This is a genomic window from Photobacterium rosenbergii (assembly GCF_003026455.1).
GTDB classification, from domain to species: domain Bacteria; phylum Pseudomonadota; class Gammaproteobacteria; order Enterobacterales; family Vibrionaceae; genus Photobacterium; species Photobacterium rosenbergii.
In genome coordinates this window covers 39,739-57,173 of record NZ_PYMB01000019.1, presented here as the reverse complement: position 1 = coordinate 57,173, position 17,435 = coordinate 39,739, and the positions used below count along the sequence as shown (strand labels likewise).

The window sequence follows — 17,435 nt, the reverse complement described above, 5'->3', positions numbered from 1 at the left end:
TTTCTCTTGATAAGGATTAACAGGACGTAATTATGAAGCAAACCCTTACCTCTACCTTGGCAGTATCTACTCTTGCTCTCATTCTTGCTGGCTGTGATAGTGGTGGTAGCAGTCAAGACAAAGAAATGATCCAATCGCTACAGAACAAAGTCGAGACCCTAGAGCAGCAACTTGCCCAAACATCAGGAGGAGCCGTTGAAGCAGCAGACGACAGTGACAAACCGGCATCAGCGACTGGCTCTGGTACACTCGCTCAAATTCAAAAACAAGGCTACCTTCAGTGTGGAGTAACAACTGGCTTACCCGGTTTCTCCAACCCTAACGAGAAAGGGGAATGGGAAGGGATTGACGTCGAATTTTGCCAGGCGGTTGCCGCTGCAGTTCTCGGCGATAAAACCAAAGTGAAATACATCCCGCTAACCGCCAAAGAGCGCTTTACCGCCCTCCAGTCAGGTGAAATCGACCTGTTATCCCGTAACACAACCTGGACGTTACACCGTGATACTGCACTCGGGATCAACTTTGCCGGTGTCAATTACTATGACGGTCAGGGCTTCATGGTCAGCAAAGAACTCAAAGTCGAGAGCGCGGGTGAACTTGATGGTGCCGCTGTATGTGTTCAATCAGGTACGACAACTGAGCTAAACCTTGCCGATTACTTCCGTCACCGTGAAATGCAATATACCCCAGTGGTTTTCGACACTGCAGCCCAAACCGTGAAAGGCTTCGAGGCAGGTCGCTGTGATGTGCTCACCACTGACCAATCAGGCTTATATGCCCTTCGTTTGAACCTGCAAGACCCATCTTCAGCCGTGGTTCTGCCAGATATCATCTCCAAAGAGCCATTAGGCCCAGCCGTTCGCCAAGGGGACGATCAGTGGTTCAATATTGTGAAGTGGACCCTCAATGCGATGATCAATGCTGAAGAATTGGGTGTGTCCTCGCACAATGTCGATGACATGAAAAATTCTAACGATCCTAATATAAAACGCTTGATTGGCGTTGACGGCCCGAAAGGTAAAGGGTTGGGTCTAAACGACGATTGGTCTTATCAAGTCATCAAGCAAGTGGGTAACTATAGTGAAAGCTTCGAGCGTACTGTGGGTATGAGTTCACCGCTTCAAATTAAACGAGGAGCCAACGCGCTATGGAATGATGGTGGTTTCCTATACGCACCACCGATGCGCTAGTTCTGTCGCAAATGTTAACCCATTTGGAGGGGAACGATGGCTTCCCCTCCTGCCATGATAATCTTTTACACAGGATGTGTTGTTTTGGCAGCGAAGAAGACAAGTCTATTTTATAACCCTACCTTTCGTGCCCTGCTGTTCCAAGCACTTGCTGCAGCAGCACTGGCCTATGTTATCTATTCGATAATCAATAACACCCTGACCAATTTGGATCAGCGCGGTATTGCAACAGGGTTCGGCTTCCTCACTCAGGAAGCAGGGTTTGGTATCGGGTTAAGCCTGATTGATTACGACGAAACCTACAGTTATGGCCGAACCTTTTTTGTCGGCTTGCTCAATACAGCCCTAGTCTCTGTACTCGGTATTTTCCTAGCGACTATATTGGGCTTTGTCATCGGTATTGCCCGGCTTTCATCAAACTGGTTAGTGAGCCGTTTTGCTGCGGTTTATATCGAGACATTCCGCAATATCCCCCTGCTACTGCAAATTTTCTTTTGGTATTTCGCCGTTCTACAAGCCCTTCCCTCCCCGAGAAACAGCCTTAGCTTCGGCGAGAGTGTGTTCCTCAATGTTAGGGGGCTGTATATTGCCAAACCTATTTTCGAACAAAACGCCTACTGGATTGGCCTTGCGCTCATTACCGCCGTGGTGCTGAGCATCAGCTACACCATTTATGCCAAAAGAAAGCAAAAGGCTTCAGGGCAGCAATCTCCCATTTTATGGGTATCATTAAGTCTGCTTATAGTGCTCCCCACCATCGCTTACTTTGCCAGTGGGCAACCGGTCCACATGGAGCCCCCAGTCCTTAAAGGCTTCAATTTCCGTGGAGGCATCGGCATTATCCCCGAACTGGCAGCGTTGCTGTTGGCATTAAGCATCTATACCGCATCATTCATAGCTGAGATTGTCCGTGCCGGGATCAACGCCGTCAGCCACGGTCAAACTGAGGCAGCTTTGTCGCTTGGGTTACCTCAAGGAAAAACTTTACGTCTGGTCGTGATCCCTCAAGCCCTGAGGATCATCATCCCGCCATTGACCAGTCAGTACCTCAACCTCACCAAGAATTCATCATTGGCTATGGCAATCGGCTATCCCGATCTGGTCTCTGTGTTTGCAGGGACGACACTCAATCAAACCGGCCAAGCTATTGAGATCATCGTCATGACCATGGCGGTTTACCTCACACTCAGCTTGCTGACGTCTCTACTCATGAACATATACAACCGCAAAGTTGCGCTGGTTGAGCGTTAGGAGGAATGGGAATGCATCAACATCAATTTCGCCCAGACTTGCCGCCACCAGCCAATACCGTGGGTATGGTCGGTTGGTTACGCAAGCATTTATTTTCCAATGCTATCAACACCTGCCTGACCCTTATTCTTGGCTATCTTGCTATCGTGGCATTGTGGAACATCGTTGACTGGGCCTTTCTCAACGCCGATTGGGTTGGCTCTACCCGCGATGACTGCCATCGGGATGGAGCTTGCTGGGTGTTTATCTCTGTGCGTTTCGATCAGTTCATGTTTGGGTTTTATCCGCAGGAAGAATTATGGCGCCCTCAACTGTTCTACTTCACGCTCGCGATATTCATTACCCTGCTCGCCATTGAAAAAACACCCGGCCGGGCATGGATTTGGCTTTTCTTCGTCAATATCTACCCCTTCATCATCGCAGGCTTGCTATATGGTGGCATTTTTGGCCTTCCTGTTGTGGAAACCCACTTGTGGGGAGGGCTTTTAATCACCCTGATCATCGCTATTGTTGGCATAGTGGTTTCACTACCAATAGGTATCGCACTGGCTTTGGGCAGGCGCTCAAATATGCCGGTGATCCGTAGCCTCTGTACTGTCTATATAGAGATCTGGCGTGGTGTCCCGCTGATCACCGTCCTGTTCATGGCATCTGTCATGCTGCCACTGTTCCTCAACGCAGAGACTGAAACCAACAAATTGTTTCGGGCACTGATCGGTGTGGTGCTGTTCAGTGCGGCCTACATGGCAGAAGTGGTACGTGGGGGTTTGCAGGCCATTCCATCAGGGCAATATGAAGCTGCAGATGCGCTGGGGCTAAGTTATTGGAAAAAAATGTACCTCATCGTGCTTCCACAGGCGCTAAAGATTAGCATTCCAGCCATTGTTAACACCTTCATCGGGTTGTTTAAAGACACCAGCCTGGTGCTCATTATCGGTATGTTCGATGTACTTGGGATCGGCCAAGCAGCCAATACCGACCCTAAATGGTTAGGCTTCGCAACAGAAAGCTATGTCTTCGTGGCACTAGTGTTCTGGGTATTCTGCTTTGGTATGTCGAGATACAGTATTTACCTAGAAAACAAACTCCATACTGGGCATAAACGTTAGGTCATGAGAGGGATAGTATGACAGACAGTACAATCATAAATAACACACCAAGTAACAGTGCTGCTAACGATAATGCTAAAGGTGAAAGCTCCATAGACCGGAGTTCACCAAATCAATCAGCAAAGCATGCTGCCATGATCACTATGACTGGTGTGAACAAGTGGTATGGGGAATTCCACGTTCTAAAAGACATCAACCTGACCGTTAAGAAAGGCGAGAAGATCGTGATATGCGGCCCTTCTGGCTCAGGAAAGTCGACCTTGATCCGCTGTATCAACCGATTGGAAGAACATCAGCAGGGGCAAATCATTGTCGCTGGCAACGAGTTGACCAGCGATTTGAAGAACATCGAACTAGTGCGCCGAGAAGTTGGTATGTGCTTCCAGCACTTCAACCTCTTCCCCCACCTTACCGTGCTCGAAAACTGTACTCTAGCTCCTATCTGGGTAAAAAAGCTGCCGCAGAAAGAAGCCGAAAAGATTGCGATGCAATACTTGGAGCGGGTAAAAATCCCAGAGCAAGCCAACAAATATCCCGGCCAACTCTCAGGCGGTCAGCAGCAGCGTGTCGCGATTGCCCGCTCGCTGTGTATGAACCCGCAAGTGATGCTGTTTGATGAGCCGACTTCGGCACTTGACCCGGAAATGGTCAGAGAAGTGCTAGAAGTCATGGTCGAGCTTGCCAACGAGGGGATGACCATGATTTGTGTAACCCATGAAATGGGGTTTGCCCGTCAGGTTGCAGACCGGGTTATCTTCATGGATATGGGCGAAATTATCGAGGAAAACACCCCGCAAGCATTCTTTGATAGCCCACAATCAGACAGGACACAGTTATTCTTGAACCAAATACTGCACTAAGTCGTATATTAATCATGAGGTTATTGAGGCGCAGCAACAATGTGCTGTAACATTCATTTACAACTTTGACCACAAAGATAAGGAATTGTTAAGTATCATTCAGGTCATATCGTTACACTGAGTTTATTGTTTGGGGACAGCCGCATTAATTTGACAAACGGCTTGCAATAACGATGAAATGCCCCAATATACATTTACATTAGCAATCACATATCTAACCCTGAGGGGACTATTTATGAACGATCGTATTGTCAATCGTGGCACAGCTTACGAAAGCGTACTTTCTACAAACAAGGTTCTACGTAACACTTATTTTCTTCTGTCTCTAACGCTTGTATGGTCAGCTGTCGTTGCAGGCTTTGCAATGGCGATGAATATGCCTCACCCAGGCCTAATCATCACCTTGGTTGGCTTCTACGGTCTGATGTTCCTGACAGAGAAAAACCGTAACAGCAGCCTAGGTATCGTATTTACCTTCGCGCTAACAGGCTTTATGGGTTACACATTGGGGCCAATCCTCAATATGTACATCGGCGCAGGCATGGGCCATGCCATTGTTCCTGCCCTAGGCGGTACGGCACTGACCTTTATGGCGTGTTCGGCTTACGCACTGACTACCAAGCGTGATCTGTCTTTCCTAGGCGGCATGCTACTAGCAGGCTTTGTTGCCATCCTAGTTATGGTTGTAGCAAACATCTTCCTACAGATGCCAATGCTATCACTGGCGATCAGCGGTATGTTCGTACTGTTCTCGTCTGCAGCTATCCTGCTGACAACACAGAACATCGTACGTGGCGGTGAGACAAACTACATCTCAGCGACAGTTACCCTGTACGTTTCAATCTACAACCTATTCCTGAGCCTACTTCAAATCCTAGGCATCATGGGTAGCAACGACTAATCTCTGGTTAGTTGGATTGTCTCGAAAAAGCGCCGCAAGGCGCTTTTTTTATGGCCGCAACCTTGCAGCTAACTTCGAATATCACTATCCTTTGTCCGTTCTATATGCGAGGCAAACATGCTTGAATTTGAAGGTAAACAAATAGAGACCGACGCCCACGGTTATCTGAAAAACACCGACGACTGGAGTGAAGCTCTGGTACCCATGCTGGCTGAAGAAGAAGGCATCACCCTGACAGAAGCCCATTGGGAAGTTGTTCGTTTTGTCCGAGAGTTCTATCAGGAATTCAACACCTCACCGGCTATCAGAATGCTAGTGAAGGCGATGGCGAAAAAATACGGTGAAGAGAAAGGTAGTTCACGCTACCTATACAAACTTTTCCCGAAAGGTCCGGCAAAGCAAGCCACTAAATTGGCTGGCCTACCAAAACCGGTGAAGTGTATTTAAAGCCAAGTGCATTAATAGGCAAATCACGTTAGCGCGAGTGGGAGCGACCACTCGCCTATCTCTGTCCCTGTAACATAGCGCCAGCTACATAATTTCAAAGCCATCATAATGGCGCCAGTCGAGCTGTTCCCATTCAACACTATCGACGCGAGAGGTTCTCGGGCCATCCTCCAGCCAAGCAAGCAGTTGTTTCACTTGCTCTTCTTGACCACACGCCATGACTTCGACACTACCGTCCGGTAAGTTCTTTGCGTACCCTGTCAAACCACACTTCAGCCCTTCATGCGCTGTATGGAACCTGAACCCAACACCTTGAACCATACCGGTAATTAGTGCCTTTACACATATTTGTGACATAGATCACCTCAAGCTTCCTACTCTCAACCCGATAACAATATAATATTACTCGCACAAAAAATGCTCTAAGCTTCTGTTTTTAGGAATTAATATGAAAGAAGTTGCCTTCCGATGGATTGACCGTTACTTAATCCATATTACCTTGCAGGAAAAATTCTACTTGCTGTTCCTGCTACCCATTATTGCGCTGATGAGCGTCGCTACAATATTAGCCGATAGCGCTAGCCAGCAACGTATTGAAATCACGACACAGCAGGTAGAAACGACTGCTACCCTTCTTTCGCAGCAGCAAATCAGCCAATCAGAGGCCCAGCGTTTGTTAGCCAATACTAACCTGCACGTTGGCCCGGGAGATATTTCTACTTACGTAAGCGGTATGAACTACAGTATTTCCTCTGATGCCGCTGCGGGGCTTTTCTCTCACATCAGTACTAGCCAATGGATCATCATCGCTACGATCCTACTCATCAGTTTGGCTGCGGTGTACTACATCATGACCTTCATTGGTGGAGCAATGTTTACCACTAATAAAGCATTGCAGAGCCTCGCTGACGGTGATTTAACCAACCGCCTCAATTTCTTCAAAGTACGAGATGAATTCAGCTCTATCGCCATCACTATCGATAAGGTGAGCGAGCGGGAACAACAACTGGTACAGGCAACCCAACAAGCCATCGCCCTGATGCAGCAAATTAGCAGCAGCTTGCGCCAGCGTAGTGCGGGTAGTGAGCAACTATCAACCTCACAGCAACAACATCTTGATTCACTGGCCAGTGCGACCGAGGAAATGGCAACCTCAATCCGCGAAGTGGCAACCCACGCCCATCAAACTTCCGAACAAACCCTTGAAGCACAGCAGGTATCTGAACAAGGCCGGGAGCAAGTCAACCAGACCCGTAACGCTATTAGCCACCTCAGCTCCGAGATAAACCAAGCTGCTGATGCGGTGGCAGAGCTTGATAGTAACGCGGCGAAAATTGATGATGTGGTAACTACCATCAACGGCATTTCAGAGCAGACCAACCTGCTTGCACTAAACGCGGCGATTGAAGCGGCCCGAGCCGGTGAGCAAGGACGTGGGTTTGCTGTTGTTGCTGATGAAGTGCGGACCTTGGCGGGCAGGACGCAAAGCGCAACCGTTGAAATTCAACAGATGATTGAAGCCTTGCAACAAAACAGCCAGAAGCTGATGGCAGTGATGAAGAATACGGTTGAGAATGCGCAAAACAGCGAAGCCTTGATGGATTCGGTAGACAGTGAAATCTCCCAGATCACCGAACGTAACCAGCTTATTTCAGATCGCAGCACCGAGATTGCTGCCGCAGCCGAGCAACAAGGCGCCGTAGCGGATGATATCGCCAACAATGTCGAGCAGGTACGTAGCCAATCGCATGAAATTTGCAGTGCCATCAACGCCTCGGCAAATGACATCGAGCAGCTCAACAAGCAGGCCGAAGTGCTGGAGTCTTTGATGAGAGGACTCAAAGTCTAACCCCTCCCCTCCGGAAGTGCCTCTATACCGGCACTGCCTATCGCAATGAGCCATATAAATTTGATTTTATGTGCTTTCGACAACATAATACGCCCCCATTCCTTACTCCATACTGGGCAAGTCATGACAGCTTCAATTTATCTGGTTAAAGGCCGTGAAAAATCACTTCGCCGCCGCCACCCATGGGTTTTCTCTCGCGGCATTCAACGTGTAGAAGGTAAACCAGCACTTGGTGAAACCGTTGATATCTTCGACCACAAAGGTGAGTGGTTAGCACGCGGTGCTTTTTCTCCGCAATCTCAGATCCGCGTTCGAGTATGGACCTTTGATCGTAACGAACAAATCAATGTTGATTTCTTCGTAAACCGCTTGAAAGCTGCCCAAGGTCTGCGTGACATTTTGGCGGCCCGCGATGGCCTTACTGGCTACCGTTTGATCGCTGCTGAGTCTGACGGCCTGCCTGGTATTACTATCGACCGCTACCAAGACTTTCTAGTATGCCAGTTGCTAAGCGCTGGTGCCGAAGCTCAAAAAGATGCGTTGGTAGAAGCCCTAAACATCTGTTACCCAGAGTGCAGCGTGTATGAGCGTTCAGACGTGTCAGTTCGTAAGAAAGAAGGCCTAAAACAGCGTACTGGCGTTCTGTCTGGTGAAGAGCCACCTAAGTTCGTTACCATCGAAGAGAACGGCGTAAAAATCAATGTGGACATTGTCGGTGGTCACAAGACAGGTTTCTACCTTGACCAACGTGACAGCCGTGAAGCGGCCGTTAAGTACGTTAACGGCAAGCGGGTCCTGAACTGCTTCTGCTACACCGGTGGCTTTGGTCTATACGCACTAAAAGGCGGCGCGAGCGAAGTGGTGAATGTGGATGTTTCACAGCCAGCACTGGATACGGCACAAATGAACGCCGAAGCAAACGGCTACCCGCTAGAGAATGCGCAGTTCCTCAATGCTGATGTATTCAAACTGCTTCGCGAATACCGCGAGCGCGGTGAGCTATTTGATGTCGTGATCATGGACCCGCCTAAGTTTGCGGAATCTAAGTCACAGCTAGTCGGAGCATGCCGTGGATACAAAGATATCAACATGCTAGCTATGCAGATCCTAAAACCAGGTGGCACATTGTTGACCTATTCTTGCTCAGGCCTGATGGACAACAACCTGTTCCAGAAAATCATTGCAGATGCCGCGCTGGATGCTCACCGTGAAGTACAGTTCATCGAACGCTTCGGCCAAGCCGCTGACCACCCGCTAGACAGTGCTTACCCAGAAGGTTTCTACCTTAAAGGCTTCGCCTGTTACGTGAAGTAATATATTTTGCGTTTCGTCAGCTAACCCCTGTCTAGAACAAAGCCAATGAAGCCAGCAATGATTGCTGGCTTTTTTTCGTTTAGTTATCGCAGGCTGGTGAGATTTCGTCTATTTAATCGGTCAGCATTGCCGCCGCCGAGCCGCATAGCGTCATCAAGAACAGGAACCATTTCAGGGTTTCTGGGCGGGCTGAAATTGCCATTTTTACAGCGATATGTGACCCGACCATCGTGCCAGCCGCGAGGATCAGACCCGGTCCCCACATCACTAAATCCTCAACAATAAACAGCACTAATGCCACTAAGGTAAAAGCCAAGGCACAGAGCATTTTCAGAGCATTCGCTCGAACCAAGTCATACCGCAGTGTTCCAGCCAGGGCCGCCAATAAAACAAACCCTACGCCAGCTTGTACAAAACCACCATAAAAACCCGCTAGCCCTAAGCCCCACCACGAACTCGGGGTATCTCTCACTTTTCTTGGCTCTGTGCCGGCAGGTGGTGCGACTATGGCAGGGCGGACTAAGATAATCAGGGCCATGGTCAGCATAGTGCCGAGCAACAAAGGTTTAATCCAGGTTGAGGGGGCATAAGCTGCACCGACAGCACCCAGTAAACCACCGATAATGGTAGGGAGCAAAATCGGGCCAGTATCAGATGTCTCCAGCTTTCCATGGCGGCGAAAGCCAAACAGTGCTGTAATCCCTTGTACCGCTACCCCCACCCGGTTAGTGGCATTCGCCACTTCTGCTGGCATCCCCATTACCATTAAGGCAGGAAGGGTTAGGTTCGAGCCCCCACCAGCCAATGTATTGATGATCCCAGCCAGAAATCCAGTTCCGATCAGCAGGCTAGCCTGCAGTAATGACATGTCCATTGTAATGCTCTATCCATAGTAATTACGTCTTTTGTCTACACGCAATATACCCAATACATTAAACAAAGTGTTATATTTGATGATTAGTTTATTAGGGCATCAAAACCAGTATTCAGCCCTTATTCAGCTACCTAGCGACAAACTGCTAGGATAATCCCGATAACTACAATCTAATTCGGACATTGTTTTTCAAGGAACCGCTATGAAATTTCGTACCGCGTTAATGGCTCTTGCAGCATGCGGCATCAGCTTCTCCACTCTTGCTGACGTAAAACTGGATCTTCCATACCAAGCCGATCTTGTTTTGGTCAATGGCGTAGAGCAAGATGGCAACGACACGTTAACGCTTCCAAATGGTGTCAACCAGTTCGCATTCACTTATATCGATTCACTACGTGAAAATGGCGACGACTACCTCTACAAGTCAGATGTCATCATTGTTAAGTTTGATGCCAGTGATGAAGCACTAAAGCTTGATCTACCAAAGCTTCGTACCGCTCAAGATGCTCGTAAGTTCAACAAATCACCACAGCTTGCCCTGGTTGCAGCCAACGGCGAGAAGATTGACTTCGAGCAAGACAAGCTAATTAAATCAGGCCTTCAGTTTGGTCGTGATTTTGAGAAAGAAATTGCGGTTTACAACCAGTCAGGTAAAGCTGCTGCTGTCGCGACTACAGCAGCCGTTGCGGCAACGGCTGCCGTACCAACAACACTTCCGGCTACCGCAGCACCAGCGGCAACATCACCAAAACCACCAGTTGATCAGCAGCAGACACGTAATGTGGCTGAAAACATGCTGAATTACTGGTATGAACAAGCTGATGAAGCAACACGCGCTCGCTTCAAAGCAAAAATCAACCAAGAGTAATCTTGTAAAAAAGAGCCTACGGGCTCTTTTTCTTCCCCCCTAAAAGTTCCCTGCATTCGTTCACATAATTTGCTCCTAGCCCCGATCTCTTTGCTTCCATTGGGAAAAATCCGTAAGCCCTTGCGGCTATCTGCCAAACATCATTACTTTTCCTCCCCTCGTTTTTAGATTGCATGAATTTAGTTATCGGTGCAAATTAACCACCTTTGAATTACATCAAAATAGCAACTTTTTGCGAGTCATAATAAGAAACACAACAATTTCCCTGCGGTTTTTTATATTCCTTTTATACTTTTTTCACGGCGCAATATAAGAGCAAGGCGCCTGTATTGTTAACGACCACGTATTAACTTAAAGGAATTAATCGAATGGAACACCTGAAACACGGACAGGCGATTTCACGAGTACTCAAGCTCAGTACCCTCGCCGTTTCATGCATGGCGGCGATGAATGCCCATGCAGCAATGGACTGTACTAACATCGAACCATGGAACAGCACGGTTGCCTATACGGGTGGTGCTCAGGTTCAACAAGACAACAAAATCTATAAGGCGAATTGGTGGACGATGGGGAACAACCCTGCCACCCATTCACGCTCTTACCAAGAGTGGTCGTATGTTGATGAGTGCTCTACCGGTGCAATAAACCAGCCACCGACGGTGTCGATCACTTCCCCATCATCCAGCGCACAACTAGTTGTCGGCGATATCGTTACATTTGCCGCAGATGCCAGTGATAGTGATGGCACTGTTACCAGTGTCGAGTTCTATTTGGGCACCTCTTTGCTAGGTTCCGTCTCCCAGCCACCCTACAGCATAAACTGGACGGCGGTAGCTGGTACCCAAGTACTCAAAGTGATCGCAACTGATGACAAAGGGGAGCAAACAGAAGCGACCCAAACAGTCACGGTGCAGGAAACAGCAAACATTCTGCCGACGATAACGCTTACCCTGTCTACCGATAACATTGAACAGGGCGAATATATTACTCTTAGTGCGACAGCCGATGACAGCGATGGAAACGTTGAAAAAGTCGACTTTTTTGCCAACGGCTCATTAATTGGCACCGTTGCCACAGCCCCTTATACACTTGACTACACACCTTCTCAAACTGGCAGTATCGTCCTCTTTGCCCGTGCAACTGACGATCTAGGAGGCACTGCTGATTCCAGTTTATCAACACTCACGGTTAATGGCGGCGTAACAACCCAAAGTTGCCGACCAGATGGCCTGTACCAAACTGAAGGGGTAAACGTCCCTTACTGTACGATCTATGATGATCAAGGGCGTGAAATCATGGGGGCTGACCACCCCCGACGTGTTATTGGCTACTTTACCAGTTGGCGCAGTGGAGACGATCCTCAAGCCTCATACTTAGTGAGTGACATTCCGTGGGAGCAGCTAACCCATATTAACTACGCCTTTGTCAGTATTGGCAGCGATGGCAAAGTGAATGTTGGAGACACAACCGACCCAACCAACCCAGCAACAGGTAAAGAGTGGCCGGGTGTAGAAATAGATCCCACCCTAGGCTTCAAAGGACACTTTGGTGCACTTGCTACCTATAAAAAGAAGCATGACGTCAAAACCTTGATATCCATTGGTGGCTGGGCCGAAACAGGCGGTCATTTCGCCGCTGATGGTAGCCGTGTTGCTGATGGTGGCTTCTACACCATGACTACCAATGCTGATGGCTCGATCAACCATGCCGGTATCGAGAAATTTGCCACTTCTGCCGTCGCCATGATGCGTCAATATCAGTTCGATGGTCTAGACATCGACTACGAATACCCGACCTCAATGGCAGGCGCCGGTAATCCGGATGACAAAGCCTTCATGGAGCCTCGCCGAGCTTACTTGTGGGCTTCGTACCAAGAATTGATGAAGGTGCTTCGTCACAAGCTTGACCAAGCCTCTGAACAAGATGGCATTCACTACATGCTGACAATTGCGGCGCCATCGTCAGGTTACTTGCTGCGTGGTATGGAAGATTTCGATGTCACCAAGTACCTCGACTACGTCAACATTATGTCTTATGACTTACATGGGGCTTGGAACGATCATGTCGGTCACAATGCTGCCCTGTTCGACACCGGCAAAGATTCTGAGCTAGCACAATGGAATGTCTATGGTACCGCCGCTTATGGTGGCATTGGCTACCTCAACACTGACTGGGCATACCACTATTTCCGCGGCTCAATGCCAGCTGGGCGTATTAACATCGGGGTGCCTTACTATACCCGAGGCTGGCAAGGCGTAACTGGCGGTGAAAATGGCCTTTGGGGTCGTGCAGCACTGCCAAACCAATCACAGTGTGCGCCAGGCACTGGCGAAGGTGAGAAGAATAACTGTGGCCATGGCGCCGTCGGTATCGATAACCTATGGCATGACAAGAATGCAGCAGGCGAAGAGATGGGAGCAGGTTCAAACCCAATGTGGCATGCAATGAACCTTGCCGAAGGGATTTTTGGTAGTTATAGCACCGCCTACAGCCTAGAGCCGGCTAACAACCCTGAGCATCAATTAGTCGGCAGTTATACCCGCCACTACGACAGTGTTGCCGTCGCTCCATGGTTATGGAATGCCGACAAGAAAGTCTTCCTGTCAACTGAAGATAAAGCGTCGATTAATGTCAAAGCGGATTACGTCATCGACAAAGAAATCGGTGGGATCATGTTCTGGGAACTCGCAGGCGATTACAACTGCTATGTCTTTGATGCCAACGGTAACCGCACAGCGGTTGACGCCACTGAAAATGCCTGTAAGACAGGCAATGGTGAATACCACATGGGTAATACCATGACCAAAGCCATCTACGAGAAGTTCAAATCGGCAACTCCGTATGGCAACAAGGTAGCAACGGGAGCTATCCCAACTGAGGCACTTGATATCAAAGTTGATGTATCAGGCTTTAAAGTCGGCGATCAGAACTACCCTATTAACCCGAAGATTACCTTTACCAATAACACCGGCCAAGATATCCCTGGGGGTACAGAGTTCCAGTTTGATATTCCAACCTCAGCGCCGGACAACGCCAAAGATCAATCCGGCGGCGGTTTGAAGGTTATCGCATCCGGTCATACCCGAGCCAATAACATTGGTGGTTTGGATGGTGTGATGCACCGGGTGGCCTTTACCCTACCTGGATGGAAGAGCCTACCTGATGGCGGAACCTATGAACTAGACATGGTTTACTACCTGCCTATTTCTGGCCCGGCCAACTATAGCGTCAACATAAATGGTAAAGATTACGCATTTAAGTCAGAGCAGCCTGATTTACCATTAGGTTCAATCGGCAGCGGCGATGGGGATGGTGGAAACCCGGGCGGTGGTGATGGAACCTGCAACACAACCGGCATCAACACTTACCCTAACTGGCCTCAAACTGATTGGGCAGGTAATCCAAGCCATGCCAACCAGGGCGATAAAATCATCTACAACGGTGTTGTTTATCAGGCTAACTGGTGGAGCAGTTCAACACCTGGCAGTGATGGTAGCTGGGCAATAGTGTGCACAATTTAACCTATTCAGCATAAAACCAATGCGCAGGCCCTTTCCTGCGCATTTTTTATGCAAAGAGCAAGAAAAACAGGTGGTTTATCATTTTTAAAATGACAATTTACAAGCAACATTAGTGAACTTCATATGCAATAACATTAATCGTTCTGTTTCTGCCCTTTCATCAAAGAAGTAAAAAACTGCGATAAAGCGCTCAATTTTCAATCAAACAGTCAAACTGCTAACATTTCTTTGTTTTCAAAATATGACATAAGATTTGGCTTTAACAAACAATAAATTATCGTATTGACAATTGTAACAGTGAATAATTTGGTGGATTTTTTCACCTTTGAGACAAAATTTCATATAAAAATGACAATCGCTTTTAATTACTTGTAATTAATTATTTTTTGAACAGCACTCAGCAATAAAACGGGATTTTTTTGCTTTTCCTATCCTCTCCCTTCCGCGAACACTCAACTTAAATGTCCTTTTTTTTGTGTTAAAGTCAGCTGCAACCAACATCAACGACATTATTGAACATTTTACAGGGACAATGAAAAAGCTAACCGTATTATTTGCACTGGCACTATTCATGTTGCCATTGCAGGCTACCGCAAGTGTTATATCCAGCCAGCCTTACTCGAAAAATGAGCAAGCAGACATCTTAGTGAAAGATGCTTATAACAAAGCAAAGTTAAATGGAGTTATTAACTATCAAGTATTTAAAGAAGCCTACGAGGCTTATTACAATACCAAAGGCCGTAAAAGACCTATTTTAACGATTATCGATTACAGCTTGCCTTCGACTAAAGAACGTTTCTTTGTCGTTGACCTTAAGCGCAACAAACTGCTCTACCGTACTCTCGTTTCTCATGGCGTGAACAGCGGCGGTAAAAACGCGACTAAGTTCTCGAACATTGTGAACTCACGCCAGACCTCTCTTGGCACCTTCCTGACGGATACCACCTACTACGGTGGCAATGGTTACTCGCTACGCCTTGATGGCTTGACGCCAGGGGTAAATGACAAAGCCCGCCAACGCTATATCGTGATTCATGGTGCCGATTACGCTACCCAGTCATTCGTTAACCGCCACGGTTACCTTGGCCGTAGTTGGGGTTGCCCTGCGCTACCTACAGAGCTTTCAAGGGAAATTATCGACACCATCAAAGGTGGCAGCGTTATCTACGCGCACGCATAATCTCATTTTCCCTGTTATTATTGTTTACTAAACAGCAGCTTATTTAAGCTGCTGTTTTTTTATTTGGCTATTGGCTATTGGCTATTGGCTATTGGCTATTGGCTATTGGCTATTGGCTATTGGCTATTGGCTATTGGCTATTGGCTATTGGCTATTGGCTATTGGCTATTGGCTATTGGCTATTGGCTTATTTAGTTTGAACACTAATTTTACAGACAGCAATAGCTAATTTGTCATATATTTTATTTTAAACCTCTGTATTTAGTCATTTTTAATTCATACATCTTTGCCTAAATTAGCAATCTACACTGACAATTAATTGGAATACTTAATAGTTAACAAACTTATTTATTATTTGTTCCTAATGTAAAAAGATACATATAAGCAGCTAAAATCAAAGCAAAATTTAATGCTTAATGTCCCGTGGAATTTAACCCCCGTATCTACTTTACGGGGGTCATATCACTCTCGCCTCTCGCCTCTCGCCTCTCGCCTCTCGCCTCTCGCCTCTCAGGCATACTATAGGCAAAAAAAATCCCTGCCGGAGCAGGGATTTAGTGTTCGAAAGTTTAGATTACGCTAGCGCTTTTTCTGGAGCTAGGTATGGAAGGTCTAGTGCTTCCGACACTTCTTCGCAAGTGATCTGGCCACGGTATACATTCAAACCGTTCAGCAGGTGCTTGTCTTCTTGCAGTGCTGCTTTGTAGCCTTTATCTGCTAGTTTAAGGATGTAAGGCAGAGTCACGTTGTTCAGTGCGAATGTGGATGTGCGAGCAACCGCACCAGGCATGTTCGCTACACAGTAGTGAACAACGTCATCAACAATGTAAGTTGGATCGCTGTGAGTGGTTGCATGTGAAGTTTCAACACAGCCGCCCTGATCGATTGCTACATCAACAATCGCAGCACCTGGCTTCATCTTCTTGATCATTTCAGCAGTGACTAGCTTAGGCGCAGCAGCACCAGCAACCAATACACCACCAACAACAAGGTCAGCTTCCAGTACGTGTTTTTCAATCGCATCTTTAGTCGAGTACACACACTGTACAGAACCACCAAACTGAGCATCAAGTTGGCGCAGCACATCGATATTGCGGTCTAGAACAACAACATCAGCACGTAGGCCGACAGCCATTTGTGCAGCGTTAGCACCTACAACACCACCACCGATGATAACCACTTTCGCTGGCTCTACGCCCGGTACGCCTGCTAGCAACATACCGCGGCCACCGTGTGACTTCTCAAGTGCCTGTGCACCGGCTTGGATTGACATACGGCCGGCAACTTCTGACATAGGAGCCAATAGTGGTAGGCGGCCTTTATCATCTGTAACAGTTTCGTAAGCAATACATACAGCCTTGCTGTTAACTAGGTCGTGAGTCTGCTCTGGGTCTGGCGCAAGGTGAAGGTAAGTAAATAGGATTTGGCCTTCACGAAGCATGGCACGTTCTACGGCTTGTGGCTCCTTAACCTTTACAATCATCTCTGACTCTGCAAATACCGCCTCAGCAGTTGGCAGAATCTGGGCACCTGCATCAATGTAGTCCTGATCGCTAAAGCCGATACCAGCACCAGCATTGGTTTCAACGTATACCTTGTGTCCATGTGCAACCGCCTCGCTAACTGAAGCCGGTACCATACCCACACGGTATTCGTGAACTTTAATTTCCTTAGGTACACCAATAATCATCTTTTGTTTCCTTGCTGCCTCGTTAAAAGATATATACACAATAAAGAAAAAACCTTGGAATGTGTGACCGTTTTTTAACTTAAAGACAACAAATCAAACTAGTATTTTATTCCAAACCAGCACAACGAACTGTTTTTGAGCTTGGTCACACAAGAAAAACCCAACATATACGAACAAACCAGACCAGTTATCTACTATTTTTCTATCATCCAGTGATTTAAACCACCAAGAAGCCATGAAAGCAGTTTTATATGCTAGACTAGCACGGGAAAAGTTTCGTGTTTTTTGTTGTTTTCAAGTGCTTATTTTAAAAAAAGTGACACCTGAACGGCCCCATGCGACATTTTTCTCTATTTTGGTATCCAGTACAGATTTTTCTCA

15 protein-coding genes are annotated in these 17,435 nt (G+C 47.4%); 12 read left to right on the top strand and 3 right to left on the bottom strand.

Translation table 11 applies throughout. From position 1 onward, the window contains the following. Positions 1 to 32 precede the first annotated feature (32 nt). The 6 genes from C9J01_RS22895 (at position 33) to tusE (ending at position 5,758) form a co-directional block, all read left to right on the top strand. Complete coding sequence (locus C9J01_RS22895) at positions 33 to 1,190, top strand: amino acid ABC transporter substrate-binding protein (protein WP_237157046.1); 1,158 nt, start codon at positions 33 to 35, stop codon at positions 1,188 to 1,190. A gap of 54 nt (positions 1,191 to 1,244) precedes the next feature. Continuing rightward, complete coding sequence (locus tag C9J01_RS22890) at positions 1,245 to 2,441, top strand: amino acid ABC transporter permease (protein ID WP_158264591.1); 1,197 nt, start codon at positions 1,245 to 1,247, stop codon at positions 2,439 to 2,441. Positions 2,442 to 2,452: 11 nt separating this feature from the next. Next, positions 2,453 to 3,550, top strand: coding sequence for an amino acid ABC transporter permease (locus C9J01_RS22885; RefSeq protein WP_107300448.1), 1,098 nt, complete (start codon positions 2,453 to 2,455; stop codon positions 3,548 to 3,550). Between the two features lie 134 nt (positions 3,551 to 3,684). After that, entirely contained in the window at positions 3,685 to 4,410 is a 726-nt protein-coding gene (locus C9J01_RS22880; protein ID WP_107300484.1) for an amino acid ABC transporter ATP-binding protein, read from the top strand. A gap of 235 nt (positions 4,411 to 4,645) precedes the next feature. Continuing rightward, entirely contained in the window at positions 4,646 to 5,311 is a 666-nt protein-coding gene (locus C9J01_RS22875) for a Bax inhibitor-1/YccA family protein (protein ID WP_107300447.1), read from the top strand. Between the two features lie 117 nt (positions 5,312 to 5,428). Then, positions 5,429 to 5,758, top strand: a complete 330-nt coding sequence (gene tusE, locus C9J01_RS22870) for a sulfurtransferase TusE (protein ID WP_107300446.1) — start codon at positions 5,429 to 5,431, stop codon at positions 5,756 to 5,758. Between the two features lie 84 nt (positions 5,759 to 5,842). On the opposite strand, the gene yccX is transcribed toward tusE, so the two are convergent. After that, entirely contained in the window at positions 5,843 to 6,115 is a 273-nt protein-coding gene (gene yccX, locus C9J01_RS22865; RefSeq protein WP_107300445.1) for an acylphosphatase, read from the bottom strand. Positions 6,116 to 6,206: 91 nt separating this feature from the next. On the opposite strand from yccX, the gene C9J01_RS22860 reads away from it, so the two are divergent. Then, positions 6,207 to 7,607 (top strand): methyl-accepting chemotaxis protein, encoded by a 1,401-nt coding sequence (locus C9J01_RS22860; protein WP_107300444.1) that lies wholly within the window; start codon positions 6,207 to 6,209, stop codon positions 7,605 to 7,607. Between the two features lie 123 nt (positions 7,608 to 7,730). Further along, entirely contained in the window at positions 7,731 to 8,921 is a 1,191-nt protein-coding gene (locus C9J01_RS22855; protein ID WP_107300443.1) for a class I SAM-dependent methyltransferase, read from the top strand. A gap of 112 nt (positions 8,922 to 9,033) precedes the next feature. Here the strand turns inward: C9J01_RS22855 and C9J01_RS22850 are convergent, their stop codons facing one another. Then, positions 9,034 to 9,795: a sulfite exporter TauE/SafE family protein gene (locus C9J01_RS22850; RefSeq protein WP_107300442.1), complete on the bottom strand. Its 762-nt coding sequence runs from the start codon at positions 9,793 to 9,795 to the stop codon at positions 9,034 to 9,036. Positions 9,796 to 9,997: 202 nt separating this feature from the next. Between C9J01_RS22850 and C9J01_RS22845 the strand changes: the two genes are divergently transcribed. The 4 genes from C9J01_RS22845 to C9J01_RS30090 all read left to right on the top strand — a co-directional run bounded on the left by C9J01_RS22845 (position 9,998) and on the right by C9J01_RS30090 (position 15,559). Beyond that, on the top strand, positions 9,998 to 10,663 hold the full coding sequence (locus C9J01_RS22845; protein WP_107300441.1) for a YccT family protein: 666 nt from the start codon (positions 9,998 to 10,000) through the stop codon (positions 10,661 to 10,663). A gap of 368 nt (positions 10,664 to 11,031) precedes the next feature. Then, positions 11,032 to 14,184, top strand: a complete 3,153-nt coding sequence (locus C9J01_RS22840; RefSeq protein ID WP_107300440.1) for a chitinase C-terminal domain-containing protein — start codon at positions 11,032 to 11,034, stop codon at positions 14,182 to 14,184. 532 nt (positions 14,185 to 14,716) lie between these two features. Next, positions 14,717 to 15,364, top strand: coding sequence for a murein L,D-transpeptidase catalytic domain family protein (locus tag C9J01_RS22835; protein WP_107300439.1), 648 nt, complete (start codon positions 14,717 to 14,719; stop codon positions 15,362 to 15,364). 63 nt (positions 15,365 to 15,427) lie between these two features. Continuing rightward, on the top strand, positions 15,428 to 15,559 hold the full coding sequence (locus tag C9J01_RS30090) for a hypothetical protein (protein ID WP_272898736.1): 132 nt from the start codon (positions 15,428 to 15,430) through the stop codon (positions 15,557 to 15,559). Positions 15,560 to 15,938: 379 nt separating this feature from the next. Here C9J01_RS30090 and ald read toward each other — a convergent pair whose 3' ends face one another. Next, a complete protein-coding gene (gene ald / locus C9J01_RS22830) occupies positions 15,939 to 17,054 on the bottom strand; it encodes an alanine dehydrogenase (RefSeq protein WP_107300438.1) in 1,116 nt (371 codons plus the stop codon). Positions 17,055 to 17,435 lie beyond the last annotated feature (381 nt).